Below are 25,593 nucleotides of genomic sequence, written 5' to 3'. Positions count from 1 at the left end.
GGCGGGGGGTGCCGCCCGGCCCGCGGCTGGTCAGGGCAGGGTCCACTTCTGGTTGGCCGCCCCGGCGACGCAGGTCCACAGGTGCACGACCGTGCTGTCGGCGGAGTTGTTGCCCGACACGTCCAGGCACTTGCCCGACTGCGGGTTGCGCAGGGTCTGATCCGAGGACTGGTAGACCCAGTTCTGCGCGCCCGACCCGTTGCAGGTCCAGATCTGCACCTTGGTGCCGTCGGCCGTGCCGCCGCCGGAGATGTCCAAGCACTTGCCCGACGACCGCAGCGTCTGCCCGTTGACGGTCCAGGTCTGCGCCCCGGTCCCGTTGCAGGTGTAGATCTGCACCTGGGTGCCGTCGGCCGTGGCCGCACCGCGCACGTCCAGGCACTTGCCCCCCAGGCCCTTGATCGGCCCGACGCCCGCGGCGGTGGTGAACGTGAACGAGTCCAGGTCGAACAGCGCGCCCGCGCCACCGGAGAAGGTCAGATACAGCGCGGTGGTGCCGTTGGGCGGGTTGGTGATGGTGCCGCTGACGTTGGTGAACGTCTCCCAGCCGCCCGTCACCGGGACGGTCGCCGACCCGAGCACGGTGCCGGTGGCCGACCCGGCCCGGACCTGCAGCGTGCCGCCGACCCCGCCGGAGGACACCCGGGCGGTGAAGCCGGTCGCGTTGGTCAGCCGGTACGGCGTGAACGAGATCCAGTCGCCGTTGTGGATGTCACCGACGGTCTTGCCACCCTCGGCCGTGGTCTTGGTGAACGTGTTGATGCCGAGCGAGGAGCCGAAGTGCTCGGCCTGCCGGTGCCTGGGCTGCAGGATCGCCTGGGCGTGTGTGGTCAGCCCGCCGCCGTCGGTGTACTCCGCGTCGAAGATCGCGAAGATGTTCGCCGCGTCGTCGTGCTCACCGTCGACCGGGATGGTCATCGTGCCCGAGCAGCCGTTCTTCGAGGTGATCTGGTGCCCGTGCTGGTCGTGGCCGAGCACGTAGGTCAGTTTGACCTTGGCGCAGTCGATCGCGCCGTCCTGCGTGTCGCTGACGGAGATGGAGTAGCTGACCGTGTCGCCGAAGCTGACCAACTGCCCGTCCCCCGGCACGTTGAGCGACACCGTCGGCGCGGTGTTGCCGACCGTGATGATCACGCTGTCGCCGCCCGCGACGCCCTGCGGGTCGCGTACGGTCAGTGTCGCGGTGTAGGTCCCGTTGGTCGCGTACGTGTGGCTCGGGTTGGCCGCCGTCGAGCTGGTCCCGTCACCGAAGTCCCACGAGTACGTCAGTGCCCCGCCCTCGGGGTCCGACGAACCCGCCGACGAGAACGCGACCGTCAGCGGCGCCGAACCCGAGGTCGGCGTCCCGTTGGCGTTCGCGATCGGCGCCCGGTTGCCGGTGCCGACGTACTCGAAGCGGTACAGCGCCGAGTTGGCGTCGCCGTTGAAGTAGCCGGTGCCGTAGTCGAGCACGTACAGGGCGCCGTCCGGGCCGAACGCCGAGTCCATGACCTGCTTGCCGGTCCACGGGAAGGCGTCGATGGTGCCCCGGCTGCCGTCGGCGTTGACGTGGATCGGCTTGATCCAGCCCCGCCCGAACTCCATCGCGAAGAACATCCCGTCCAGGTCCTGCGGGAACTTGACCGCGGACGTGGACGAGGCGTTGTAGCGGTACACCGGCCCGGCCATCGGCGACTCGGAGCCGCCGCCGAACTCGGTCGGCGTGCCGCTGTCCCCGCCGTACTTGATCCAGGCGGGGCGCGCGGCGGGCAGCGTGGTCAGACCGGTGTTGCGGAACGAGTTGTTGGTCGGCCCGCCGGTGCAGTTGAACTTGGCCCCGGTGCTGTTGGTGGCGAAGTTCCACTCGTTGTACGTCTCGGTGCTGGTGTTGGCGCCGGTGCAGTACGGCCAGCCGTAGTTGCCCGCCGAGGTGATCCGGTTGAACTCGACCTGTCCGCTGGGGCCCCGGTTGGCATCCGTCGTGCCCGCGTCGGGGCCGTAGTCGCCGACGTACACGACGCCGGTGGCCTTGTCGACGCTCATCCGGAACGGGTTGCGGAAGCCCATCGCGTAGACCTCGGCCCGGGTCTTGGCCGTGCCCGGCGCGAACAGGTTCCCCGACGGAATCGTGTACGTCCCGTTGGCGGCGACCTTGATCCGCAGGATCTTGCCGCGCAGGTCGTTGGTGTTGCCCGCCGAGCGCTGCGCGTCGTAGCCGGGGTTGCGGTCGGTGCGCTCGTCGATCGGGGCGTACCCGGCCGAGTCGAACGGGTTGCTGTCGTCGCCGGTGGACAGGTAGAGGTTGCCCGCCGCGTCGAAGTCGATGTCGCCGCCGACGTGGCAGCACAGCCCCCGGTTGGCGGGCACGTCCAGCACGTTGACCTGGCTGCCCATGTTCACCGTGAAGTCGGCGTTGAGGGTGAACCGGGCCAGCCGGTTGACCCCCGTCCAGGCCGTCCAGTCGGTGCCGGTCGCGGGCGCGTCACCGGCCGGAGTGGACAGTGGCGGGGCGAAGTACAGGTAGATGTAGCGGTTGGTGGCGAAGCCGGGGTCGATGCCGACGCCCTGCAGGCCCTCCTCGTCGTGGGTGTAGACGGGGATGGTGCCGACCACCGAGGTGACGCCGTTGACGTCGGTGCGGCGCAGCGTGCCGTTGCGGGCGGTGTGCAGCACGGACCGGTCGGGCAGCACGGCCAGCGACATGGGCTCGCCCATCTCGGCGACGCCGCGCGCCAGCTCGATCTGCTGGAATCCGGCCGGGTCGATGGTGTGCGCCGCCGCGGGGGCGGCGGTGGTGGCGACGGCCACGAGGGCCGGGCCGGTGAGCAGCAGCGCGGCCGCGGCCGCGTGCCTGAGGGTACGTCTGAACGCGTGTCTTGTGGACATGGGGGTCCGACCCTTCCTGACTGGGAGAGGCCAGGCAGGGCGCGCGCCGCCGCGCCGGATGCCGGGGTGGGCTCAGGGGTAACCGCGCCGCCGGTTACACATACGAAACATTGATGACGGCCACCCTAGAGACTTTTCATCGATGTGTCCACACTTTCAGATGTGCCAACAAGAACTTCTGTCGATCTCACCGAAAGTTGTCCTTGGCGGCATCGCGCCAGTTCCGGCCTACCGCCGAAAACGTCACGCCCAAAGCATTGATAGTCGTAACAACGTCTATGTAATCTCCCGGCCAGATACCGTCCACCCAGGACGTCCACCGGTATGTGGAGGAAGACGTGTCATCAACACGGCCCTGGCGCCACCGCCTGCTCGCCCTCGCCACCATCACCGCCACCACCGTGGTCACCCTCGTGGCCCTACCCGACTCCGCCACCGCGGCCGGGGCGCCGTACCGCGCGATCCCCGTCCCGATCACGGCACCCGCCGCCGACGCGGACACGACCGTCATCCCGGGCGTCTACCTCGTCACCTTCCGCCCCGGCGCCGACAGGGGCACGGCGCTGCGCGCCCTGAAGGCCACCACCCGGGTCGACTTCGGCAAGGCGGTCAACGGTTTCGCCGCCGCGCTGAGCCCCGCCCAGGTCACCGAGCTGTCGCACAGCTCCGACGTGGTCGCCATCGAGCGCGACGCGTGGCACCACCACGTGCTGGACACCACCCAGCCCAGCCCGCCCGCCTGGGGCATCGACCGCGTCGACCAGACCAACCTGCCGCTGTCGGCCAGCTACAGCTACACCGCGACCGGCGCGGGCGTGCACGCGTACATCATCGACTCCGGCGTGGACGCCGGCCACCCGAACTTCGGCGGCCGGGCCCAGTTCAACTACAACGCCGTGGACAGCAACAACACCGACTGCAACGGCCACGGCACCCACGTGGCGGGCACCATCGGCTCGACCTCGTACGGCGTGGCCAAGCAGGTGTCGCTGCACGGCGTGAAGTGGCTCAACTGCGCGGGCAGCGGCACCACCTCGGGGGCGGTCGCGGCGGTCAACTGGGTGACCAGCAACCACGTCAAGCCCGCCGTGGCCAACACGTCGTGGAACATCACCTACAGCTCGACCCTGGCCACCGCGCTGACCAACATGATGAACGCGGGCGTCTTCCTGGCCACCTCGGCGGGCAACACCGGCGGCAACTCCTGCGACCGACTACCGCGCAACCTGACCGCCGCCCTGGTCGTCGCGGCCACCACCTCGACCGACGCCCGCGCCAGCTACTCCTCCACCGGCTCCTGCGTCGACATCTACGGCCCCGGCTCGGCGATCGTGTCGACGCTGCCGGGCAACACCACCGGCAGCTACAACGGCACCTCGATGTCGACCCCGCACGCCGCGGGCATCGCCGTGCTCTACAAGGCGACCTACGGCGACGCCACCCAGGCCACCGTCCACACCTGGATCATCAACAACGCCACCACCGGCGTCGTCACCGGCACCCTGTCCGGCACCCCCAACCGCCTCCTCAACAAGCGCGCCCTCTGACCACAGGGGTCCTAAATCACCCGACCTGCCGGGCAATCGGGCGAAAGGCGCCCCAAGATTCGCCCGGTTGCCCGGCAACTTGACCGATCTTGAAACTTCCCTCGACCGATCTTGGCGTCCGCACGGAAGGGGCCGGACCTGCGGGTTCGGCCCCTTCCGCGCGTTCATGGCACACGAATGAGCCAGAATGGCTTGCGAGTGGTGCCATCTTGGTGCCATAGTGACGTCATGGATCTGACGCCGTACGTCGAGACGCTGCGCCGCGAACTCGCCACCGCCGCCGAGGCCGGTGGCGAGGACGCCCGCGCGCTCGCCGACCGCCTCACCGCGCCGCTGGAGTCGGCGGTGCGGCTGACGCTGCTCGAAGCGCTGTCGGCCGCCGCCGACGAGATCACCCGCGACATGGCCCCCGGCTCGGTCGAGCTGCGCCTGCGCGGACGCGACCCGGGCTTCGTGGTGACCCCCCGCCTGGACGAGACGCCGCCCGCCGGCGAACCCGCCACCCCCGCCCCCGCCTCCGCCCCGGTCGAGGACGGCTCCGGCGAGCGCGGCCCGATGACCCGGATCAACCTGCGCCTGCCCGACGACCTCAAGGCCCGGATCGAGGAGGCGGCCGCCCGCGAGCGGATGTCGGTCAACACGTGGCTGGTCCGCGCCGCCGCCGCCATGCTGGGCGCCGACTCCGCGCCGCGCCCCACCTCCGCGCAGGTCGTCGACAGCGGCCAGCGCTACACGGGCTGGGTCCGCTGACCCGGCTCCACCAGGACTTTCTCTCAACCTACCCGCCACGAGGGGACCACCATGCCCACTTTCGACACACCGACACCGATCATCGTCGATATCCAGGTCTCGGCCGCCGAGGTGCGCGTGCACGCGGCCGAGCGCACCGACACCGTCGTGACCGTGCGACCGAGCAACAACAACGCAAAGTCGGTGAAGCTGGCCGAGCAGACCCGGGTCGAGTTCACCGCCGGGCGCCTGCTGGTCCGGACGCCGAAGACCAGCTCGCTGTTCGGCAAGCCCGGGTCGATCGACGTCGAGATCCACGTGCCGACCGGCTCCGGCCTGGAGGGCTCGACCTCCATCGGCTCACTGCGGGCGACCGGACGGCTCGGCGAGTGCCGCGTCAGGACCGGCTACGGCGACCTGCACCTGCAGCAGACCGGCCCGCTGCAGGCAGGCACCGGCGCGGGCGACCTGTGGGTCGACCACGTCGACGGCGACGCCGAGGCCGCCACCGGCACCGGCCGCCTGCGGGTCGGGCACGTCACCGGCAGCACGGTTCTCAAGAGTTCCAACGGCGAGATCTGGCTCGGCGACGCCGACGGCCCGGCCCGGATCAACGCCGCCAACGGAGGCATCAACGTCGGCCGGGCCGCGGCCGGGCTGACCGCCAAGACGGCCCACGGCGGGATCCGCGTCGGCGCGGTCGTCCGCGGCGCGGTCGTGCTGCAGACCGCGGCCGGAAAGCTCGAGGTCGGCATCCCCGAGGGCACTGCCGCCTGGCTGGACCTCAACGCCACCGGCGCCGTACGCAACGAGCTCGCCGGCGCCGAAGGGCCGCGGGAGACCGACGAGAAGGTCGAGATCCGGGCCCGCACGCACTGGGGCGACATCATCATCCACCGTTCCTGAAGGAGAGCACCCCATGACCACCCCCCGATCGGCGATCACGGTCACCGGCCTGCGCAAGTCGTACGGCAAGGCGGCCGTGCTCGAAGGCATCGACCTGCACGTGCCCACGGGCACGATCTTCGCCCTGCTCGGCCCGAACGGCGCCGGGAAGACCACCACCGTCAACATCCTGTCCACGCTGATCCGCGCCGACGGCGGCCAGGCCGTCGTGGCCGGACACGACGTGGCCGCCGACCCCGACGGCGCGCGGGCCGCGATCGGCGTCACCGGCCAGTTCTCGGCCGTGGACAACCTGCTCACCGGCGCCGAGAACCTGATGCTCATGGCAGACCTGAACCACCTGCCCAAGGCCGAGGGCCGCCGCCGCGTCGCGGACCTGCTGGCCCGGTTCGACCTGTCCGACGCGGCCACCAAGCCGGTCGTGACCTACTCCGGCGGCATGCGGCGCCGACTCGACCTGGCCATGACCCTGGTCGGCAACCCGAAGGTCATCTTCCTGGACGAGCCGACCACCGGCCTGGACCCGCGCAGCCGTCGCACCATGTGGGACATCATCCGCGACCTGGTCGCAAGCGGGGTCACCATCCTCCTCACCACGCAGTACCTGGAGGAGGCCGACCAGCTCGCCGACCGGGTGGCGCTGCTCGACCACGGCCGGATCATCGCCGAGGGCACCCCGGCCGAGCTCAAGCGGCTCATCCCCGGCGGGCACATCCGGCTGCGCTTCGCCGGGCTCGCCGAACTGGAGTCCGCGGCCCGCGCGCTCGGCCCGAACACCCGCGACGACGAGGCGCTGACCCTGCAGGTGCCCAGCGACGGCGGCGTCGGTTCGCTGCGTGAGGTGCTCGACCGGCTCGACCGCGCCGCCGTCGAGGTCGCCGAGCTGACCGTGCACACCCCCGACCTCGACGACGTCTTCCTCGCCCTGACCGGGCGCCCCGACACCGCCACCACCCTCGAAGGAGCCACCCGATGAGCACCGCCACCTACGCGCTGCGCGACTCGACCACCATGCTGCGGCGGTACCTGCTGCGCGCCCGCCGCTACCCGCTGATCATGTACTTGATCGGGGTGCCGGTGGTGATGCTGCTGCTGTTCGTGTACGTCTTCGGCGGCACCCTCGGCGACGGCATCGCCGCCGGTGGCGGCCGGGAGGTCTACGCCAACTACGTCACCCCGGGCATCCTGCTGCTGGCCATCGCCGGTGTCGCGCAGGGCACCGCGATCGGGGTGGCGCAGGACATGAGCGAAGGCATCATCGCCCGGTTCCGGACCATGGCGATCTTCCGCCCGTCCGTGCTGACCGGCCACGTGCTGGGCAACCTGGTGCAGATGCTGCTGGCCCTGGCCGTGGTGATCGGCGTGGCGATCGCGGTCGGCTTCCGCCCCACCGCCAATGTGGTGCAGTGGCTGGCCGCCGCCGGGCTGCTGACCCTCATCTCGCTGGCGATCACCTGGTTCGGCGTGGCCTGCGGTCTGGTCGCCAAGAGCATCGAGTCGGCCAGCAACCTGCCGATGCCGCTGATCCTGCTGCCGTTCATGGGCAGCGGCTTCGTGCCCACCGACTCGATGCCCGGCCCGGTCGCCTGGTTCGCGCAGTACCAGCCGTTCACGCCGATGATGGAGACCCTGCGCGGGCTGCTGCTGGGCGGTCCGATCGGCGGCAACGCCGTGGGCGCCGTCGCCTGGGGCGTGGGCATCACCGTGTGCTGCTACCTGTGGGCCAAGCGGCTGTACCGCCGCGATCCGGTTCGCTGAGCCGACCGGTTCCGCGTGCGCTCCCCGGCCTGGCCGCGGGGGCGCTTCGCGCTGTCACCACCCCGCCCGAGCCTACAAGATCGTTCAAGTTGCCTGGCAATCGGGCGAATCTTGTGGCCCCATTCCCATGATTGCCCGGCAAATTGAGTGGTCTTGCGCGACCCACGGACACTTTGCTCAAATCGCCGCCAACCCGGCCAGTGAGCCGTATATTCTGCGCAAACAACAATCAATGGGTTGGACTCCGGCGGTTCGCCCGCTCGGGGCCGGGGCGATGGGACGGCGCCATGAATGCTCATCTGTACAGCTCCACGCCGTCGCGACGCACCGTGCTGCGCGCGCTCGCGGCCGGATCGCTCGCCGCCATCCCGGCCCTGGCCGGCTGCGGCAGCGACGAGAAGCCCAAGGCCGGGCTGCCGCCCGCCACGCTCAACACGTTCGGCGACGCGCCGTCGGACTACGAGCGGCTGTCGCTGAAGGCCGACCAGTTCCAGCCGTGGGAGGGCGGGTTCCGCACCGCGGCCGTCAACAGCGACCCCAAGGTGTACGAGCGCTGGCACTGCGAGTTCATGACCGACGACGGCACGGTGGTGACGTTCACGCTGCGCACCCGGCCCGGCGACGCGCTCACCCTCAATCCGACCGAGCAGAACCGGCTGCCCGCCGCGAGCCTGGTCATGTCGTTCCCGTGGGGCTCCAACTTCGACGTGATCAAGACGTACGCCTGGAACCAGTTCTCCAGCGCCACCGACCGCTGCGACGTGAAGATCGGTCCGTTCAGCCTCACCGGTGACACGAAGACCTATCGGCTGACCGGGCGTGACGGAGACTTCGGCCTCGACTTGACGCTGACCAACCAGGCCGCGCCGTTCCGGCCCGGCACCGGCGTCATCTTCCTCGGCAGCACCGACACGTACTACGGCTGGACCGCGCCCGTGCCGACCGGCAAGGCGACCGGCACGCTGAAGATCTACGACGAGGTGCGCGAGTTCGACGGGCACGGCTTCCACGAGCACAGTTGGGGCAACATTCCGCTGCCCAGCGTGGTCGAGCACTGGAAGGCCGGCCGGGGCGTGGTGGGCGACTTCGCCATCCTGGGTGTGGACGCGCAACTGCGGCCGCAGTGGGGCTCGACTTACCTGCCGATGCTGATCGTCGACGACACCAAGAACAAGAAGCGCTTGGTGTCCGCGTACAGCGGTGACGTGCTGAACGCAACCGAGTTCGAGCGCACCGGTGACGACGAGAACGAGTCCTCGCAGGTGGAATGGGTGTACACCGGGGAGAACGCGGCCACGGTCACCATGACCTCGACCAACACCGCGCTGGCGACCAAGCCGTACGTCATCAACGCCGGCACCGCCCAGCCGCCCAAGGGCGCGGCCAACTGGTACACCCGCTACGAGGCAAACATCTCGCTGACCACCGACGCCGCCTCGCCGGGCTACGCGGTGACCGGCAAGGGCACGCTCGACACCGCCCGGTACGGCCTGCTCGGCCCGGCCACGCCCCAGCAGCACGCTACGCCGCAGCCCGCCAAGTCCTGAGCCACCAGACGCCGAGCGGCGGGCCCCCCCCCCCGGGCCCCCCCCGCCCCGGGAGCCCCGGGGCGGCAAGGCCAACCCCGTGGGCGGGGCCCCCCCTCCCCCCCCCCCGCCCCCCCACACGCCCTCCCCCCCCCCCGGGGGGGGGGGGCCCCCCCCCGGGGGCCCGCCGCTCGTCCGTGTCACCGGGTCAGGGCATGCCGACCAGGTGGCCGTGCACCGAGTTCGCGAACGCGTATCCGTTGCTGGCGTCCCAGTTGATGGACCACGTCATCGCCCCACGGATGCTCGGCCAGGCCGTCGGCGGCACGAAGCTGCCGCAGTTGGTCCGGGCGGCCAGGCAGTCCAGCGCGTTGTTGACCACGCTCGGGCTGACGTAGCCGCCGCCCGCCGCCTGGGTCGTGGCGGGCAGACCCAGGGCGACCTGGTCGGGCCGCAGCGCGCTCTGCAGTTGGATGCAGGCCAGGGCGGTCATGAAGTTGATGGTGCCCTGGGAGTACGCGAACTGCTGGTCACAGCCGAGCATGCTGCCCGAGTTATAGAACTGGGTGTGCACGATCGTCAGGATGTCCTTGATGGCCAGGGCGAGCGCGAAGTAGCTCGACCCGGTGGACTGCATGTCGATCGTCTGCGGCGCCATCGTGATGATCAGGTTCGAGCCGACGCGGGAGCGCAGGTTGCGCAGCGCCTGCTCCATGTAGGTCGCGTTGAGACCGTTCTCCAGGTCGATGTCGACGCCGTCGAACCCGAACGTGGTGATCAGGGTGTAGAGGCTGTTGGCGAAGTTCGTCGCCGCCGTCGAGCTGGACACCGACACGGTGCCCTTCTCGCCGCCGACCGACAGGATCACCTTCTGGTTGCGCGAGTGCAGGGTGGAGATGTCGGCGGTGAACTGGGCGTTGGTGTAGCCGCCCAGCGCCGAGGACAGTCCGGAGTCGACGCTGAAGGTGACCGCGCCCTGGGTGCTCGCGTTCGCCTCGGCGAAGGCCACGGCCACGATGTTGTAGCTGGTCGGCACCGACGACAGCCGCAGCGGCGTCGCCCCGTTGGTGAAGTTCTGCCAGTACCCGGTGAGCAGGTGCTTGGGCAGGGTGCCGGTGGTGCAGCCGGTGGTCGTCCCGGTCACCGAGACCCCGGTGGACTCGCCGGTCCCGTTGTACGCCTTGACCGTGTAGGTGTGGCTGGAACAGGTGCCCAGGCCCGACAGCGTCGCCGCCAGGGCCGTGGTGGTGGTGCGCAGCGTGCTGCCCTCGTAGACGCGGTAGCCGCTGATGGTGCCGGTGCCCGCGTTCCAGGCGATGGACAGCGAGGTGTCGGTCGCGCCGGTGACCCGCAGGTTACTCGGCGGACCGGGCACGCCGGTGGTGCAGCCGGTGGTGGTGACGGTGACGCTGCCCGAGCGCGCGGACTCCCCGGTGCTGTTGTACGCCGCCACCGAGTAGGTGTGCGTGCTGCACGCGGCCAGGCCGGAGATGGTGGCCGAGGTGCCGGTCGGCGAGGAGACCACGGTGCTGCCCTCGTACACCCGGTAGCCGCTGACCGTGCCGCTGGACGCGGCCCACGACAGCGCGATCGAGGTGTTCGTGATCGTGCCCGCCACCGGGGTGCCCGGCACGCCCGGGACGGAGGTGCCGCCCTGGCCCTGCAGCGACACGTCGTCGGCGTAGTAGGTGCCCTGTCCGTACCAGCCGTGCAGGAAGACCTGGGTGGAGGTGCTGCTGGCGGTGAAGGTGACCGTCAGTTGGGTCCAGTTGGCGGCGCTGGGGGTCCAGTTGGAGGCGCCGCCGGTGACGCCGAGGTAGACGTAGTTCCCGCGTACCCACGCGGTGAGCGTGTAGGAGGTGCCCGACACGGTCGCCACGTTCTGGGTGCAGTTGGCGTTGTCGCTGCTGGAGGCGGCGCCCTGCAGCGACTTGGTGCCGGTGCGGACGGGGGTGGACACGACGCTGCCGGTGCCGCCGGAGCAGGTCCACGGGGACAGGCTGCCCGACTCGAAGCCACCGTTGGAGATCAGCTCGGCGGCACCGGCGGGGGCGGCCAGTGCGACGGCCGCGACGGTGGCGACGAGGGCGGTAATGGCGGCTGCGACAGAGATGCGCAGTCTGTTCATCGCTGCTCCGTTCTGGACGGGGGGAGGAGCATTCCTGGGGACGAGCGTTTTCAGATCGTCCCGAGTCGATGATTAACAGTCAAGAATACTTACTATTAAATCTCAAATAGCGGGACGTAGGGCGTGACGCGATCGGCCGCAAATCCGGTCGACGAGGTCGTCACCAGCACCTACCCTGGCCGCCATGCCCGAGCTGATCACACCGAACACCGCGCTGCACCAGGCCTGGCTCGACTGCCGCGACGACTGGGGCCGCGACGTCATCCAGCACGGCAGCGGACTGCGCCAGGACGAGGACGTCGACACCCTGGCCGGGTTCACCGTGTTCGTCGACCGCATGAAGCGGATGTCGGACGAGTCGATCCCGGTGGCCGAGGGCCTGGTGCACGCGACGTACTGGTGGATCGCCGACCGGGGCGAGATCGTCGGGTCGATCTCGCTGCGGCACCGGCTCAACGACTTCCTGCTGCACGCCGGCGGCCACATCGGCTACGGTGTCCGACCCTCGGCGCGCAAGCGGGGTCTGGCCTCGTGGGCGCTGGGCGAGGTGCTGGGGCACGCCCGCGCCCGCGGCCTCGACCGCGCGCTGGTGACCTGCGACGACACCAACATCGCCTCGGCGCGCACCATCGAGCGCAACGGCGGCGTGCTGGAGGACATCCGCCACACGGAACTGGGCTACACCCGGCGATACTGGATCGACCTGACCGCGGCCTGACGGCGCGGAATCCGTGCGGCCCGTGGGCCACTGACGGATCATGTCGGAGTACGACGACAGGAGCGCGCCATGTCCCACGACCATCCCGACACCCGGCAGAGCGACGAGCAGCTCTGGGAGGAGCGCTACCGCGGCAGCGAGCAGGTGTGGAGCGGCAAGCCCAACGCGGCGCTGGTGCGCGAGGCGACCGGGCTGACCCCGGGGATGGCGCTGGACCTGGGCTGCGGCGAGGGCGCCGACGCGATCTGGCTCGCCGCGCACGGTTGGCGGGTCACGGCGGTCGACATCTCCCCCACCGCGCTGCGGCGCGGCGCCTCCCACGCGGCCGTGGCCGGGCTCGGCGACCACATCGACTGGCAGCGCCACGACCTCGCCGAGTCGTTCCCCGCCGGCAGGTATGACCTGGTCAGCGTCTGCTTCCTGCACTCGCGCGGCCCGCTGCCATGGCGGACGGTGCTGCGTACGGCGGCGGCCGCGGTGCTGCCGGGCGGGGTGCTGCTGGTCGTCGGGCACTGCGCCTTCCCGTCCTGGCATGCCGGGCACCACGACGACGTCGAGTTCCCGAGCCCGGACGACGTCCTGGCGGCGCTGGCGCTGCCCGACCACGAGTGGGAGGTGCTGGTCAGCCAGGCGTACGAGTTCGCCGCCACGGGACCGGAGGGTCAGCCGGGCACCCGCAGCGACAGCACCGTGAAGGTCCGCCGCCTGGCCGACTGAGTCCGGCTCAGAAGCGCGGTGCTGGAACGAGCGGTTCGCCGTTCAGTTCGGTCTCGTCCGCACCGCTCCACCACAGGCCGCCACCGGCCTCCAGGTACGGGAACCAGCCACCCACGTCGCCGCCACCGTGCAGCGCCTGCGCCACGGCGTCAAGGTATGCGCCGAGCGATGGCCAGCCGTCGTCGAAGAAGCCGGGATTGCTGTGCCCGGCCCACCCGAGCCGCCCATGTCCGGGTCCCGGCCTCAGGTCGATGACCATGGCACCGACGTCGACGGCGAACGGCAGCCACAGTGGATGCCACCACGGCTCACCGGTGACGGACACGGCGAAACCGTCGACGGTTTCGGCGACCTCCATGCAGATCTGGCGGTATTCGACGATCTGCGCGACCGAGGCGGGCGGCAGATCCGGAAAGATGCCCGCCCACTCGGTGAGGCCGTCGTGACGGCGCAGCGACACGACCAGTTCGGCGGGAAACGGCAGACCGAGGGTGCTTTCGGCGGCGTCGATCTCGGCGTGATCGGCCGGGCCCGCCAACAGCGTCGCGCTGGCGGGCGCATGGCGGTCCAGCCAGGCCTCGATCCTCACCCAGGAGGCCGTGACCTCGTCCGTCACCTCAACCTCCCAGGCGCGACAGGCGCAGAGACACCTGCGTTGCCGCCATGGGCCGAGACTGTACCTGACAGCGGTGACGCGATGCGTTACGCTGCCCGCGATGACTACCTTCCTGAACGGAACGGAGGTCCCGTCCGCAAAAGGTGAGTGCTGATGCGCTCGACTGTTGCGAACGGAGACGCCCGTCTCCTCTTCTGGCAGCACGTACGCGAATTCGCCGTGCCGCCCTCGATGATCCGATCTGCGACCGCCCGCCGCATCGCGGGCGACTGGGCCGGGGCGTGCGCAGCGGCACGCTTCGACGTCGATCTGAATCTGCGGGTCATCGCCCGCATCCATGGCCGGGAGTTCGCGGACGGTCTGCGCGCCGATCTGCGCAATCTGGCTCCTGACCTGCTCCGCTGGCACATGCCCCGGATCGCCCCGGACGGCCTGCTCCGGCCGGGCCTGACCATCTCGCTGGCCCGCTACCACTCGACCGGCTCGGGTGCCGCCGTGCACCTGGTGGCTCGGACGCCACCGGCGTGGGCGGACGCCGGGCAGCGGATCAGCCTGGCCCTGTGGGACGAGTCCCGCCCGGCCGAGCTGCCCCACGTGCATCCGCATCCGCATGCCGACCGTCGGTTCCGGCTCGACCTGCATCGTCACCTGTGGGACGTCCGGCACGCGCAGGAACTGGGGCGGCGGTCCGGAGCGAGCGCACCGTCCAGGTACGACCGAGCCGATCCGGTGTCGCCCGAGCTGGTGCCGCCGGACTCGGGCTGTGCCGTGGACCGGTGGGCGGCCGAGGCCGCGCTGCTGCTGAAGGCCGAAGGGCGGACCGGCGCCGTGACGGTACGGCTGCGCGGGCGGCAGCGGCTGTCACTCGACGTGTCGGCCGACCGGCTCCGCGTGGCCCGGCTCGCACGCGTGAAGCGGGACGACCCGGCGCGTCCGGTCCTGCCGTACGCGGCGACCTGGGTCCTGCCCGACCTGGAACTGCTGCGGGCAGGGGCCGTCATGCCCGACCGGCTGCACCCGCTCGTCGCGGCGGCGCTGGTGCCCGACCACCAACCGGTCGATGGCGGCCGACTCGACGACGTGGGCACGGGGGTGCGCGTAGTCGAGTGCCGAGGCACCGACCACCGGATCGGGATCGTGGACGGCGTGCTGGTCGCGCTGGACCACGATCCGGTCGAGCTGCGGCGGGAGTCGCTCCTGGCCGAGCTGGGCGGCAGTCCGATGGCCTGCCTGCGGGCGATCGACCTGGCACACCGGAGTCCGGAGTGCCTGCCCGACGTCCAGGCCCGGCTCCACCACGGCGACACCGCCGGTGCCCTGGCTGCCGTCGAAGCGCTGCTCGGGCCGGACGTACTGCTGCGCGCCGGAGCGCTGCGCGAAGAACTCGAACGCGCGGCGCAGCGGCAGGTCACGCACGGGCTGTACCGGGCCGGGTTCACCGGTCGCGGACCGGTCCGGGCACCAGGCGACAGCCGTCGCGGGGCAAGCCGCGCCCGACCACGCCAGGCGAGCAGTCCGCGCTGATCCGCGTACCCACGCGCCCTTCTCTTTCTTACTCCGGCCGCGGCGCGGCCCTGACCTGCCCTCAAGGTGATGCCACATGTCTATTTCCGTCCTTGACCTTCCGTTCACGACTCTCCCGGCGCAGCGGCTCGACGTCGCCGCCGAGCTGCTCGCCCTGCTGGGCGACACCGCCACCGAACCGCGTCCCGACACCCAGTTGGAGGCGCTGATGCTGGCCGTCGCCGCCGACCTGCCGGTGCTGCTGTGGGGCGAGCCGGGCATCGGCAAGACCGCGGCCCTGAACCAGCTCGCCACGTCGCTGAACCTGCCGCTGACCACGGTGATCGCCAGCGTGCACGAGCCCACCGACTTCTCCGGCCTGCCGATCGTCGGCGACGACCCGGCGGTGCAGGGCGTGCCGATGGCCCCGCCAGACTGGGCGGTCCGCCTGGTCCAGGCCGGGCGCGGGTTGCTGTTCCTTGACGAGCTGTCGACCGCTCCCCCGGCGGTGCAGGCGGCGCTGCTGCGGCTGGTGCTGGAGCGCCGGGTCGGGGCGCTGGAACTGCCGCCGGGCGTACGGATCGTGGCCGCGGCCAACCCGAGGTCGTCGGCCGCCGACGGCTGGGAGTTGAGCGCGCCGCTGGCCAACCGGTTCGTGCATCTGCAGTGGAGCTACGACCATGAGGTGGTGGTACGCGGTCTGGGCGGCGTCTGGCCCCGGGCGACGCTGCCCAGGCTCGACCCGGCCCGGCTGCACCAGTCGGTGGCCTACGCGCGCCGCGCGGTGTGCGGGCTGCTGACCGCCCGACCCGGCCTCGTACACAAGCTGCCCAGCGCCGAGACCCGCCGGGGCGGCCCCTGGCCGTCGCCGCGCAGCTGGGACATGGCGCTGCGGCTGATCGCCTTCGCCACCGCCGCGGGCACCTCCCGCGAGGTGCTGTCGATGCTGGTCCGGGGCACCGTCGGCGACGGGCCGGGGCTGGAGCTGCTGGCGAGCCTGGACCGGATGGACCTGCCCGACCCGGAGGCGCTGCTGGCCGACCCGGCGTCGGCGGTGCTGCCCGACCGGGGCGACCTGCGCCAGGCGGTGCTCGACGGGGTGGTCGCGGCGGTCCGCGCCCGCCCGGACCGGTCCCGCTGGGACGCGGCGTGGGCGCTGCTGGTGCTGGCCCTGGACACCGGCGCGCCGGACCTGGTGGTCGTGCCCGCGACCACGCTCGCCTCGCTGCGGCAGGACGGCTGGGACGTGCCCGCCGCGATCGAGCGGCTGGCCGGGGCGGTGGCGGTGGCCAAGCGCGCGGACCAGGCGGTCGAGCAGGCCGCCGAGCAGGCCGGTGCGCGCCGATGACGATGGACACCGAGAAGCTGTACGCGGCCCGGCTGTACGCGGCGAAGGTGCGGCCGTACCTGGCCACCGCCCTGTTCGCGCTGCAGCCGGTGGAGTCCCGCCGGGTGCCGACGATGGCGGTGGACCGGCACTGGCGCTGCTACGTCTCGCCCGCGTTCGTGGCCGCGACCCCGCTGGAGGAGCTGGCCGGGGTATGGGTGCACGAGGTGTCCCACCTGCTGCGCGACCACCACGGGCGCGGCGACCGGTACGCGGCGCGGCACAACCTGTCGGGTCCGGGCGAGCGCCTGCGGATGAACATCGCCGCCGACTGCGAGATCAACGATGACGTGTACGGCGACGGGCTGCCCTGGCCCACCGACGCAGTCCAGCCCGGACTGCTGAAGTTGCCGTCCGACCTGCTGATGGAGGAGTACCTGGGGCAGTTCCGGCTCGGGCCGTACACCCAGGGTCTGGTCTGGTTGGACTGCGGCAGCGGGGCCGACGGCCTGGACCGCGAGTGGGACCTCGGCCCCGGCGGCGCGTGCGGGCTGACCGAGCAGGAACGCGACGCGGTCCGGTTCCGGGTGGCGCAGGGCATGAGCGGGCGCGGTGACGTGCCGCAGGGTTGGCAGCGCTGGGCCAAGCAGGCATTCCATCCGCCGCAGCCGTGGCGGGACCTGCTGGGCGCGGCCGTACGCGCGGCGGCCTCGACCTCCGGTTCGGGCGACGACTACGTCTGGGGCCGGCCGTCGCGGCGGGCGGCCAGCCTGCCCGGCGTGGTCCTGCCGAGCCTGCGCCGCACCCCGCCCCGGGTGAGCGTCATCATCGACACCTCCGGCTCGGTGAGCGACACCGAGCTCGGCAGCGCGCTGCTGGAGGTCGCCGCCATCGCCCGCGGCGTGGGCGGCCGCCGCGACCTGGTCAGCGTCATGTCCTGCGACGCGGCCGCAGGAGTGGCGCACCCGCTGTGCCGCGCCGAGGGCATCCCGCTGGTCGGCGGCGGCGGCACCGACCTGCGGGAAGGCTTCGCCAAGGCGTTGCGGGCCAACCCGCGCCCCGACGTCGTGGTGGTGCTCACCGACGGGCAGACGCCCTGGCCGGAGACCAAACCGCCGTGCCGGACCGTGGTCGGGCTGTTCGCCCGCCCGGACGCGCCCAGGTGGGACGAGGACAAGGAGAACGAGTACGTGCCCGACGCGCCACCGGAGTGGGCGAAGGTGGTGACCATCGGCTGATCCCACAGCCGGGCCGCGCGGTCGGGGCGCGCGGCCCGGCCGTGGGATCATGGAGGCGACTCACGACGGAGGTCCGCCCGTGCCGCTCCCCTCGCAGCCGCTGCGCAAGCTCGGCTTCCTCACCATCGGGCTGTTCGACGAGGCCGATCCGCGACGCGGCCACGAGTCCACGTTGGAGATCATTCAACTGGGCGAGCGCCTGGGCTTCGACAGCGCCTGGCTGCGCCACCGGCACCTGCAGTTCGGCATCTCGTCGCCGGTGGCGGTGCTCGCCGCCGCGACGCAGCGCACCAGCCGCATCGAGCTCGGCACCGCGGTCACCCCGCTGGGCTGGGAGAATCCGCTGCGCCTGGCCGAGGACCTGGCCACGGTCGACATCCTGTCCGGCGGTCGCCTCAACCCCGGCGTCAGCGTCGGCCCGCCGACCCACTTCGACCGGGTCAAGCAGGCGCTTTACCCGGACACCGCCGACGCCGAGGACTTCGGCTACGAGCGGGTCCGGCGGCTGCTCCACCTGGTACGCGGCGAGCCCGCCTCCGACTTCAAGGGTGTCGAGGGCATCGAGGTGTTCTCCGACCGGGTCCAGCCACACTCCCCCGGGCTGGCCGACCGCATGTGGTACGGCGGCGGCAGCCTGCGCTCGTGCCAGTGGGCGGGCGAGCACGGCATGAACCTGCTGACCAGCAGCGTGGTGAAGGCGGAGGAGTCGGAGGACTTCGAGCAGATCCAGCTGTCCCACATCCGGGCGTTCCGGGCGGCCCATCCTTCGGGCCGGTCGGCGCGCGTCTCGCAAGGGTTGGTCGTCATCCCCACCGACTCGGCGAGCCCCGAACAGCACGCCAAGTACGCGGAGTACGCCGCGAAGCGGCTGCCGCGTACGGCGACCCCGCAGGGGCCGGCTCGGCTGATGTTCGCGCCGGACCTGGTCGGGACGTCGGTGGAGATCGCCGAGCGGCTGTACGCGCACGCCGGGTTCCGCGAGGTCGACGAGGTGGCGTTCGCGCTACCGTTCACCTTCGAGCACGACGACTACGTCCAGATCCTCACTGACCTGGCCACCCGCCTCGGCCCGGCACTCGGCTGGCACCCGACCACAAGCGATGCCTGAGGCCGCACGCTGCGGCATCCATTCGGTGCTTGGAAGGCGGTTTCGATACCTGCTTCACGATGGGCTATCACGTCTCTATCTTCCACAGCCTCACAGACTTGTCTTCGCTAATACCGATTACCAGGGTGTGCGCGTCGGGGCTGAACGCCAGCGACATCACCTCCTCGGTGCGGTAGATGCGGCTGGTGAGAGTGGCAGTGAGGCTCTTTAGCAGCGGGTTGACGTTCCATAGCAGCACTGTCATGTTTTGGCTGCCCGTGGCAAGGACGCGCCCATCTGGGCTGAACGCCACCGACAGCACAGAGCCCTCATGTCCGGTGAGGGTAGTGGCGGCAACCGGGTGCAGCGGGTCGGCCACGTTCCACAGCCGTACCGTCATGTCTCGGCTGCCCGTGGCAAGGATGCGCCCGTCTGGGCTGAACGCCACCGACAGCACAGAGCCCCCGTGTCCGGTGAGGGTAGTGGCGGCAACCGGGTGCAGCGGGTCGGCCACGTTCCACAGCCGCACCGTCATGTCGCTGCTGCCAGTAGCCAGGATGCGCCCATCTGGGCTGAACGCCATCGACCGTACAGAAGCGGCGTAGCCGGTGAGGGTGGCGGCGGCAACCGGGTGCAGCGGGTCGGCCACGTTCCACAGCCGCACCGTCATGTCGCTGCTGCCGGTAGCCAGGATGCGCCCATCTGGGCTGAACGCCACTGACACCACAGAGCCCCCGTGTCCGGTGAGGGTGGCGGCGGAAACCCGGGGCGGCGGGTCGGCCACGTTCCACAGCCGCACCGTCATATCACCGCTGCCGGTAGCCAAGATGCGCCCATCTGGGCTGAACGCCACCGCCGACACCCACTTCCGGTGGCCGGTGAGGATGGCGGCCCTGCTGAGCGGGCGCTGCTCGGCCAGATCCCACACGTCAACAACACTATCGACACAGCCGCCGGCAAGGGTACGCCCGCCCGGGCCGAACGCCAGCGCGGACATGGAAGCGTAACCGTAGGTTTCGTCGATGGGAGTGAGGTGCTCCAGCACCCGATGGGTTGGCGGCTCGGCGGGAGCGGCATGCTCCACCACCCGGCGCGTTGGCGGCTCGGCGGGAGCGGCATGCTCCACCACCCGGCGCGTTGGCGGCTCGGCGGGAGCGGCATGCTCCACCACCCGGCGCGTTGGCGGCTCGGCGGGAGCGGCATGCTCCACCACCCGGCGCGTTGGCGGCTCGGCGGGAGCGGCATGCTCCACCACCCGGCGCGTTGGCGGCTCGGCGGGAGCCGATAACCTACGCAACCTGCTCACATATCTTAGTGAGGGCATCTTTCCGCCGTGTACGGGCTCATGTTGAATATCGGCGAGTCGGAAGAAGCGTCGGCCGTCCAGCAGTAGCGGAAAGATGGGCTTGCCCATCTCCTGTGCCTGATCAATCTCCCGGTCCACCCATGCTGATTGCCGCGCTGCGTCGCTCATCACCACGATGAACGCCGCACACGTGTCGATCCGCTCCTCAATGGCCCTGCTCCACCGGTCACCAGTGATGATCTCGCGGTCGAACCAGACCGCCAGACCCGCCGCCTCCAGGTATACGGCAAGCCGCTCAACATACGGCCCGTCGGTGGCATGGCTATAGCTGATGAACACATGACCGGACACCATCAATACGCTACTGCCCATCACAAACGACTTGACGGGCGATGTGTCGAACCGCCGCTACTGCCAACGATATCTGTCTGACCAGCCAAAACTTGGGTGCGCTTTACGAAGCCCCACAATCGTCGGGGACGCACTCACGGCGCCGGAGTGGCGGCGTACGCATCAGCGAGGGCAGTTGGTGGCGAACTTCAAGGTGGTCTCCGCCGGACGGCGGTTGGGCCAGGCCACCGGGCGCCGGGTCGACAGCAACAGCCTGCGGGTGAACTGCTGGCCGGGGTGGCCGGAGGGGTTCGCTGAGGGATCGTCAACCTGCGCCTACGCTGACGGCCAGCGGGATCTTGAGCCGTCGACATCATCGAGATCGGGTCGCATGCCGTTTGTGGCATGGATGAGCTACGTGTTGCGCGTGCCGTACCGAACGCGGGTGATGATGCACAGGGGGTGGGTTTCGCGTCGGCTGTTGTGCACCTCGACGACCGGCCAACCTACCTGACCTACCTCAACAATTGGCCCCTCACCAGCCTCAACGGCGACGACGTCGCCCACACGAACGCCTGAGCCGTCAGCGACGACCCAGAATGTCGGGCTGGTGCTCACGAGTCACGCAGCCCAGCCGCAATGGCCCGATACACGCCCGTCGGAACCGTGAGCCAAGCGGGCTCAGCGGTCGAGCGGAAGCCCTGAGCGTCGTTGAACTCGGCGATGTCGTACCGCAGGCGTTCGGCGAGGGTCCATTCCGCGGTCGGTTCGTCGGCCCACGCAGGGCGCGTCTCGGAGTCGGTCACTGGCCCGCCTCCGCTGCGAGCACGCAATCAGCCCGCCGGAAGACAGTGCATGGTGCCCAGGTGGCGATGCCGTAGTCGTCGAGGCAGCCTGCGCAAAGCCCGTCGCGGCTGGTGTCGGTTGCCGTCACGATCTCAGCTTTCGCGGTGATCGGGGCCGGCTCCGCCACGCTAGCGACCATCGTTGATCCCTCCCCTGGTGCGGCGTACCGTCTGATTAGGGCGGCGAGGCGGCCGGATCTCGGATCTACGACCGCCCCGCGCTATGAGTAGCCTCGCGGTCGCATGTCGCGTGGAGAAGGTGCGAGCCGTCTACGGTCGTCTACGGGAAGCGGAACGTGGCAAGCGGTTTCGGCGAGACCTTGAAGGCCCTTCGCGAGAACGGCGGGGCTGAGTCTCTACGCACTCTCGAAGCGGATCAACTGGAGTAAAGCGGCTGTCGGTCACGCCGAGAGCGGATTCCGAGAGCCGTCTCCGGAGCTGGCCCGCGCGCTCGACAACGCGCTCGGCGCCAACGGGGTGCTGATCGCGTTGGCCGCGACCCGAGGCAGACGGCGTACCGTCGTCGACGTGAATCGGCGGGAGCTGCTGACGGTGGTCGCAGCAGGTGGCGCAGCCTTGGCGGGCGCTTCCGGTGGCAGAGTCGGGACCGTGGACGTCGGCATAGCGCTCGACCGCATGGCTCAGCTCCGCCGCCTGGACGACTCGCTCGGCGGCGCCGACACGTTTGGCCTCTACCTCGCCGAGGTCGAAGCGACAGAGGCTGTGCTCAGCGGTGCCACGTACACAACTGACACCCGCCGAACACTGCTCGCCGTGCTGGCTGAGCAGGCCCAGTTGGCAGGCTGGGCGGCGTTCGACGCCGGCTGGACCGATCGCTCGCTGCGGCTCTATCAGACGAGTCGGCAGGCGGCGGTCGAGGCAGGAGATCAGGCGCTGGTCGCGAACGCGCTCGCGCTCGATGCGTACCAGCGCGCCTTCACCGGCCAGGTAGACGTCGAGCTTGCCCGCGCATCGTGCCAGGCATTGACTGCCCGCGTACCGGCGCGGGTTCGCGCGCTGGTCTTCGACCGAGCTGCGTGGTCCTTTGCCGTCGCCGGGCTGGTCGCGGAGGCCGAAGAGGCGCTCAGCTCCGCCGCAGGCGCTCTCGACGACGCAGGCGCCCCCGCCGATCCGGACTGGGCGACGTGGGTGGATGCGCAGGAGATCGCCATCATGACCGGCCGGTGCTGGTCGGCTCTTGGCCGACCCCTGCGAGCGGTGCCCCCGTTGACGAGCGCACTGGCTGACTTCCCGGAGGCGTACGCGCGCGACAAGGCGCTGTATCTGCTCGCGCTGGCTGAGGCGTACCTGCACGGGCGTGAGATAGAGCTGGCGGCTGCCACGATCACTCGCGCGCACAGGCTGACGGTTGGCGTGTCCTCTACCAGGCCGAAGGCGCGGATGGCGGCGACGCTCGCGCTCTCCGCCCCGTTCGAGGGGACGCCCGCCATGCGCGAGCTACGTGACAGGCTCGCGGTCAGTCCGCAGTGACCGCATTGCGAGCCCAGGTGACGCATGCGCTCGCCCCGGCGGTAACCGGGACGGCCGTGACCTGTGGGTTCTGCCATGGGTGGTTTGCGAGCAGGAACGCCTCGAGCTCGGCGTACCGATCCTCTGTGGTGATGAGCGTCGCCTGCCACTCCTCGCCCGTACCGTACTCGCCAAGGTGCCAGAACACGGAAGTCACCGGACCGCTGACCTGGGCGGAGGCGGCGAGGCGGAGGCGGACGGCGTTACCCGCGAGGGTGACGGCGGCTTCGCGGTGCTCGGTGGCAGTGGACACCTGAATAAGGCCGGTCATGTCGCGAGCGTACGGCGAAGTGCTCCCGACGGCAGCGAGCGAGGCGGCGAAGCGGCGCTCGGAACAACAGATCACCTGGCCGCTCAGGCCGCGTTGACTTGATCACGCGGCGCGAGGCCGCGATCGAGGTGTTCTCCGACCGGGTCCAGCCGCACTCCCCCGGGCTGGCCGACCGCATGTGGTACGGCGGCGGCAGCCTGCGCTCGTGCCAGTGGGCGGGCGAGCACGGCATGAACCTGCTGACCAGCAGCGTGGTGAAGACGGTGGAGTCGGAGGACTTCGAGCAGATCCGCTCCCACGTCCGGGCGTTCCGGGCAGCCCATCCCTACGGGCAGGCGGCCCCGGTGTCGCAGGGGCTGGTCGTCACCCCGCCGACTCGGCCAGCCCCGAACAGCGCGCCAAGTGCGCGGAGTACGCCGCGAATCGGCCGAAATCGCCGAGCGGCTGTACGCGCACGCCGCGTTCCGCTAGGTCGATGAGGTCGCGTTCGCGCTGCCGTTCACCTTCGAGCACGACGACTACGTCCAGATCCTCACCGACCTGGCCACCCACCTCGGGCCCGTGGCCGCCACGAGTCAATCTGTGGTGATCACATAGGCGTATGCGGCGTGGTTGAGCGCTTCACTGTCGGGCTCGATGCGGACAGTCAATGTCCCGCTACGGTGATCTTTCATCAAGGCGGGCAAGTTCTTCACCGACGCTGGCGCACAAGTCAGGTGACCTGTTTGAGACAGGTAGCCGTCAGCTCCCACCTCGATGTGGTCGCCGCTCGCCCTGCCTCCGAATGACCAGGTGACCGTCACCTTGCCAGCACCTCTGCAGGTCACGGCCAGCGTGTACGAATTCTCGGGAACGGCCTCGGCCACGTTCTGGACGGTCGTGTCCAGCGGTCCGGAGCTCACGGCGAACTGCTTCGCGTTGACTGCCGAGCCGATTCCCACATCCTCGCGCGCCTGGTCAATCAGCTTGCTCATCTCGCCGCCGCTGAGGGCAGGCGACGCATCGGTCGCACGGGTAGGCGGCAGGGTCTTCGGAGACGTGATCAGGGGCAACACGCTGATCGTCGCGACTACACCGACGACGACAGCGGCCAGGGTGGCTACCGCCGCTCGGCGGCGGGCGCGTCGGTCGCCGTACCGGCGGACCTGGTCGGCCATGGGGAGCTCTCGCTGCTCGGCCTCGAGGCGGATCAGGGCGAAGGCTTCTTCGATGTCATTCACTTGCCGCTCACCTCTATCGCTATGAGCGCGGTGGACAAAGCTGCGCGTCCCCTCGCCAGCCACGTGGTGACGGTGCTCGACGGCACGCCCGTGTCGACCGCTATCTGCGCAACCGGCAGATCGAACAGGTAGTGCAGCGCCAGGACTCGGCGGTGCGTCAGCGGTAGCTCGGCCAGGGCCTGGCTGACCAGCACCGCCGACTCGTCAGGCGGTGCCGTCTGCGTCGGGGCGGTGAGCAGCGGCATCGCGCGACGCCACCGAACCAGACGGCGCCACGAGTCGGTCGCCTGACGATGCACGATCAGCCGCAGCCATGCCTCGACGTCCTCGTAATGCGACAGCCGGCCCCACTGCCGCCAGGCCTTCAGGTAGGCCTCCTGCACTATGTCCTGGGCCTGCGTCCAGTCGCCGGTGAGGGCGTACGCGTAGCTCAGCAGCCGCCGGGAGGTCGCTCGGTAGCACTCGTCGAAGTCGCCCGCACCGCGCACCGCTCACCTCTTCTCGGTAGTAGTTGCGGAATGACACGAGCAGCCCCGACGTCCTGTCTCACGTTGTGATGGGCGCCACATCGATCACGCCGTACCGAAGCGGCACAGCGCGACGGTCGCGTCGTCGTGTCGTTTGTGGCGCGGTCGGGCGTACCCGTCGCGGTCGGCGGTCTCGGCCGCGCGCACGCGCCGGATCAGCTCCTCCGGCCCCTGCTCGGTGACCAGGTCCAGTAGCCCCGCCCAGTCGAACAGCCCGAACATGTCGACCGCACAGGACGCCCCGTCGGTGAGCAGCACGGCCCGGCGTACCTCGTCCGGCCCGGTCAGCGGCAGCCGCCCGGTGATCGCGTTCGCAGCGGCCCGCGGATCGGCGGCGGCGATCCAGTAACCGCCGGGAGTGTTGGTGAGCTCCTGCTTGCGCAGTGCGGCGGTGCGCTGCCGCGCGATGTGCTCGGCCGACCCGAGCGGCACGTCACCGCGCAGCGCCTCGGCCCGGATGTCCGCGTAGACCAGGTCGAACCGGTCGTCGGTGAGCGCGACGACCCGCCCACCCTGCTCGGCCACGAGCGGACTGTCGCCCAGCAGCAGATACTCCAGGTGATCGGCGTCGGCGCGGACCAGGCAGACCGTGGACGCCGGAGTGCTGGGGTTGGCCAGGTCGCATCCGGGGTGATCGCCGCGCACGCGCGTGATGGCCTGGCCGAGCACCTCGGACAGGGCAGCCGCCGGGGCGTCGGCGAGTGCTTCGCGTAGCCGGGTGACCAGGCGCCGGACGTACCACGCGGGGCCGTGCTCACAGCCGTCCGGCAGGTCCGGGGCGGTGACACCGTCGAACACGCCGACTACCCGACCCTGCTGGAACACCTGGTCCTCGTTGGCGGGACGCCCGGGTGCGGCCTCGGTCGCGGTGGTCACGATCATCGGTCAAGGCTATCGGA

24 protein-coding genes are annotated in these 25,593 nt (G+C 70.6%); 15 read left to right on the top strand and 9 right to left on the bottom strand.

The window, feature by feature from the left end; all coding sequences use genetic code 11:
* Positions 1 to 30: 30 nt before the first annotated feature.
* Positions 31 to 2,865: a PQQ-dependent sugar dehydrogenase gene (locus KUA19_RS26880; protein ID WP_217400329.1), complete on the bottom strand. Its 2,835-nt coding sequence runs from the start codon at positions 2,863 to 2,865 to the stop codon at positions 31 to 33.
* A 338-nt stretch (positions 2,866 to 3,203) separates the two neighbouring features.
* Between KUA19_RS26880 and KUA19_RS26875 the strand changes: the two genes are divergently transcribed.
* The 6 genes from KUA19_RS26875 (at position 3,204) to KUA19_RS26850 (ending at position 9,352) form a co-directional block, all read left to right on the top strand.
* Positions 3,204 to 4,412 (top strand): S8 family peptidase, encoded by a 1,209-nt coding sequence (locus tag KUA19_RS26875; RefSeq protein WP_217400327.1) that lies wholly within the window; start codon positions 3,204 to 3,206, stop codon positions 4,410 to 4,412.
* 228 nt (positions 4,413 to 4,640) lie between these two features.
* Positions 4,641 to 5,162 carry a ribbon-helix-helix protein, CopG family gene (locus tag KUA19_RS26870; RefSeq protein WP_217400325.1) on the top strand — a complete coding sequence of 174 codons (522 nt, stop codon included), beginning with the start codon at positions 4,641 to 4,643 and terminating at the stop codon, positions 5,160 to 5,162.
* Positions 5,163 to 5,213: 51 nt separating this feature from the next.
* A complete protein-coding gene (locus KUA19_RS26865; RefSeq protein ID WP_217400323.1) occupies positions 5,214 to 6,047 on the top strand; it encodes a DUF4097 family beta strand repeat-containing protein in 834 nt (277 codons plus the stop codon).
* Between the two features lie 13 nt (positions 6,048 to 6,060).
* The gene (locus KUA19_RS26860) at positions 6,061 to 7,023 is read left to right on the top strand and encodes an ATP-binding cassette domain-containing protein (protein WP_217400321.1); all 963 of its coding nucleotides are present in this window, start codon (positions 6,061 to 6,063) and stop codon (positions 7,021 to 7,023) included.
* A complete protein-coding gene (locus tag KUA19_RS26855) occupies positions 7,020 to 7,805 on the top strand; it encodes an ABC transporter permease (protein WP_217400319.1) in 786 nt (261 codons plus the stop codon). Before KUA19_RS26860 ends, KUA19_RS26855 begins: the two co-directional genes overlap by 4 nt.
* Positions 7,806 to 8,092: 287 nt before the next feature.
* Positions 8,093 to 9,352 (top strand): hypothetical protein, encoded by a 1,260-nt coding sequence (locus tag KUA19_RS26850; protein ID WP_217400317.1) that lies wholly within the window; start codon positions 8,093 to 8,095, stop codon positions 9,350 to 9,352.
* A gap of 187 nt (positions 9,353 to 9,539) precedes the next feature.
* Here the strand turns inward: KUA19_RS26850 and KUA19_RS43150 are convergent, their stop codons facing one another.
* Entirely contained in the window at positions 9,540 to 11,459 is a 1,920-nt protein-coding gene (locus KUA19_RS43150) for a fibronectin type III domain-containing protein (RefSeq protein ID WP_254550187.1), read from the bottom strand.
* A 184-nt stretch (positions 11,460 to 11,643) separates the two neighbouring features.
* Here KUA19_RS43150 and KUA19_RS26835 point away from each other — a divergent pair, with 184 nt between their 5' ends.
* Positions 11,644 to 12,177, top strand: coding sequence for a GNAT family N-acetyltransferase (locus KUA19_RS26835; protein ID WP_217400315.1), 534 nt, complete (start codon positions 11,644 to 11,646; stop codon positions 12,175 to 12,177).
* Positions 12,178 to 12,246: 69 nt separating this feature from the next.
* Positions 12,247 to 12,894 carry an SAM-dependent methyltransferase gene (locus KUA19_RS26830; protein ID WP_217400313.1) on the top strand — a complete coding sequence of 216 codons (648 nt, stop codon included), beginning with the start codon at positions 12,247 to 12,249 and terminating at the stop codon, positions 12,892 to 12,894.
* A gap of 7 nt (positions 12,895 to 12,901) precedes the next feature.
* On the opposite strand, the gene KUA19_RS26825 is transcribed toward KUA19_RS26830, so the two are convergent.
* Complete coding sequence (locus KUA19_RS26825) at positions 12,902 to 13,510, bottom strand: SMI1/KNR4 family protein (RefSeq protein WP_217400311.1); 609 nt, start codon at positions 13,508 to 13,510, stop codon at positions 12,902 to 12,904.
* 153 nt (positions 13,511 to 13,663) lie between these two features.
* Here KUA19_RS26825 and KUA19_RS26820 point away from each other — a divergent pair, with 153 nt between their 5' ends.
* The 4 genes from KUA19_RS26820 (at position 13,664) to KUA19_RS26805 (ending at position 18,686) form a co-directional block, all read left to right on the top strand.
* Positions 13,664 to 15,034 carry an amino acid adenylation domain-containing protein gene (locus tag KUA19_RS26820; RefSeq protein WP_217400309.1) on the top strand — a complete coding sequence of 457 codons (1,371 nt, stop codon included), beginning with the start codon at positions 13,664 to 13,666 and terminating at the stop codon, positions 15,032 to 15,034.
* Between the two features lie 76 nt (positions 15,035 to 15,110).
* Positions 15,111 to 16,361: an AAA family ATPase gene (locus KUA19_RS26815; RefSeq protein ID WP_217400307.1), complete on the top strand. Its 1,251-nt coding sequence runs from the start codon at positions 15,111 to 15,113 to the stop codon at positions 16,359 to 16,361.
* Positions 16,358 to 17,578: a vWA domain-containing protein gene (locus KUA19_RS26810; protein ID WP_217400305.1), complete on the top strand. Its 1,221-nt coding sequence runs from the start codon at positions 16,358 to 16,360 to the stop codon at positions 17,576 to 17,578. Before KUA19_RS26815 ends, KUA19_RS26810 begins: the two co-directional genes overlap by 4 nt.
* Before the next feature lie 79 nt (positions 17,579 to 17,657).
* Entirely contained in the window at positions 17,658 to 18,686 is a 1,029-nt protein-coding gene (locus tag KUA19_RS26805) for an LLM class flavin-dependent oxidoreductase (protein ID WP_308167676.1), read from the top strand.
* Between the two features lie 67 nt (positions 18,687 to 18,753).
* Here the strand turns inward: KUA19_RS26805 and KUA19_RS26800 are convergent, their stop codons facing one another.
* Positions 18,754 to 20,322: a toll/interleukin-1 receptor domain-containing protein gene (locus KUA19_RS26800; protein WP_217400301.1), complete on the bottom strand. Its 1,569-nt coding sequence runs from the start codon at positions 20,320 to 20,322 to the stop codon at positions 18,754 to 18,756.
* Between the two features lie 384 nt (positions 20,323 to 20,706).
* Between KUA19_RS26800 and KUA19_RS26795 the strand changes: the two genes are divergently transcribed.
* Positions 20,707 to 20,880, top strand: coding sequence for a hypothetical protein (locus KUA19_RS26795; RefSeq protein WP_217400299.1), 174 nt, complete (start codon positions 20,707 to 20,709; stop codon positions 20,878 to 20,880).
* Between the two features lie 35 nt (positions 20,881 to 20,915).
* On the opposite strand, the gene KUA19_RS26790 is transcribed toward KUA19_RS26795, so the two are convergent.
* Positions 20,916 to 21,107, bottom strand: coding sequence for a hypothetical protein (locus KUA19_RS26790; protein ID WP_217400297.1), 192 nt, complete (start codon positions 21,105 to 21,107; stop codon positions 20,916 to 20,918).
* 387 nt (positions 21,108 to 21,494) lie between these two features.
* Between KUA19_RS26790 and KUA19_RS26785 the strand changes: the two genes are divergently transcribed.
* Entirely contained in the window at positions 21,495 to 22,637 is a 1,143-nt protein-coding gene (locus KUA19_RS26785; protein WP_217400635.1) for a helix-turn-helix domain-containing protein, read from the top strand.
* Here the strand turns inward: KUA19_RS26785 and cutA are convergent.
* Complete coding sequence (gene cutA, locus KUA19_RS26780; protein WP_217400295.1) at positions 22,624 to 22,947, bottom strand: divalent-cation tolerance protein CutA; 324 nt, start codon at positions 22,945 to 22,947, stop codon at positions 22,624 to 22,626. The genes KUA19_RS26785 and cutA overlap by 14 nt on opposite strands.
* A gap of 98 nt (positions 22,948 to 23,045) precedes the next feature.
* Between cutA and KUA19_RS26775 the strand changes: the two genes are divergently transcribed.
* Positions 23,046 to 23,426, top strand: coding sequence for a hypothetical protein (locus KUA19_RS26775; RefSeq protein WP_254550185.1), 381 nt, complete (start codon positions 23,046 to 23,048; stop codon positions 23,424 to 23,426).
* A gap of 96 nt (positions 23,427 to 23,522) precedes the next feature.
* On the opposite strand, the gene KUA19_RS26770 is transcribed toward KUA19_RS26775, so the two are convergent.
* The 3 genes from KUA19_RS26770 to KUA19_RS26760 all read right to left on the bottom strand — a co-directional run bounded on the left by KUA19_RS26770 (position 23,523) and on the right by KUA19_RS26760 (position 25,576).
* Entirely contained in the window at positions 23,523 to 24,167 is a 645-nt protein-coding gene (locus KUA19_RS26770) for a hypothetical protein (protein WP_217400293.1), read from the bottom strand.
* On the bottom strand, positions 24,164 to 24,655 hold the full coding sequence (locus KUA19_RS26765) for an RNA polymerase sigma factor (RefSeq protein WP_217400291.1): 492 nt from the start codon (positions 24,653 to 24,655) through the stop codon (positions 24,164 to 24,166). Before KUA19_RS26765 ends, KUA19_RS26770 begins: the two co-directional genes overlap by 4 nt.
* A gap of 84 nt (positions 24,656 to 24,739) precedes the next feature.
* Positions 24,740 to 25,576: a protein phosphatase 2C domain-containing protein gene (locus KUA19_RS26760; protein WP_217400289.1), complete on the bottom strand. Its 837-nt coding sequence runs from the start codon at positions 25,574 to 25,576 to the stop codon at positions 24,740 to 24,742.
* Between the last annotated feature and the right edge of the window lie 17 nt (positions 25,577 to 25,593).

Source organism: Catellatospora tritici (assembly GCF_019083965.1).
Classification (GTDB): domain Bacteria; phylum Actinomycetota; class Actinomycetes; order Mycobacteriales; family Micromonosporaceae; genus Catellatospora; species Catellatospora tritici.
Note: the sequence above shows the minus strand (reverse complement) of the source record. Positions and strands in the feature narration are given on the sequence as shown.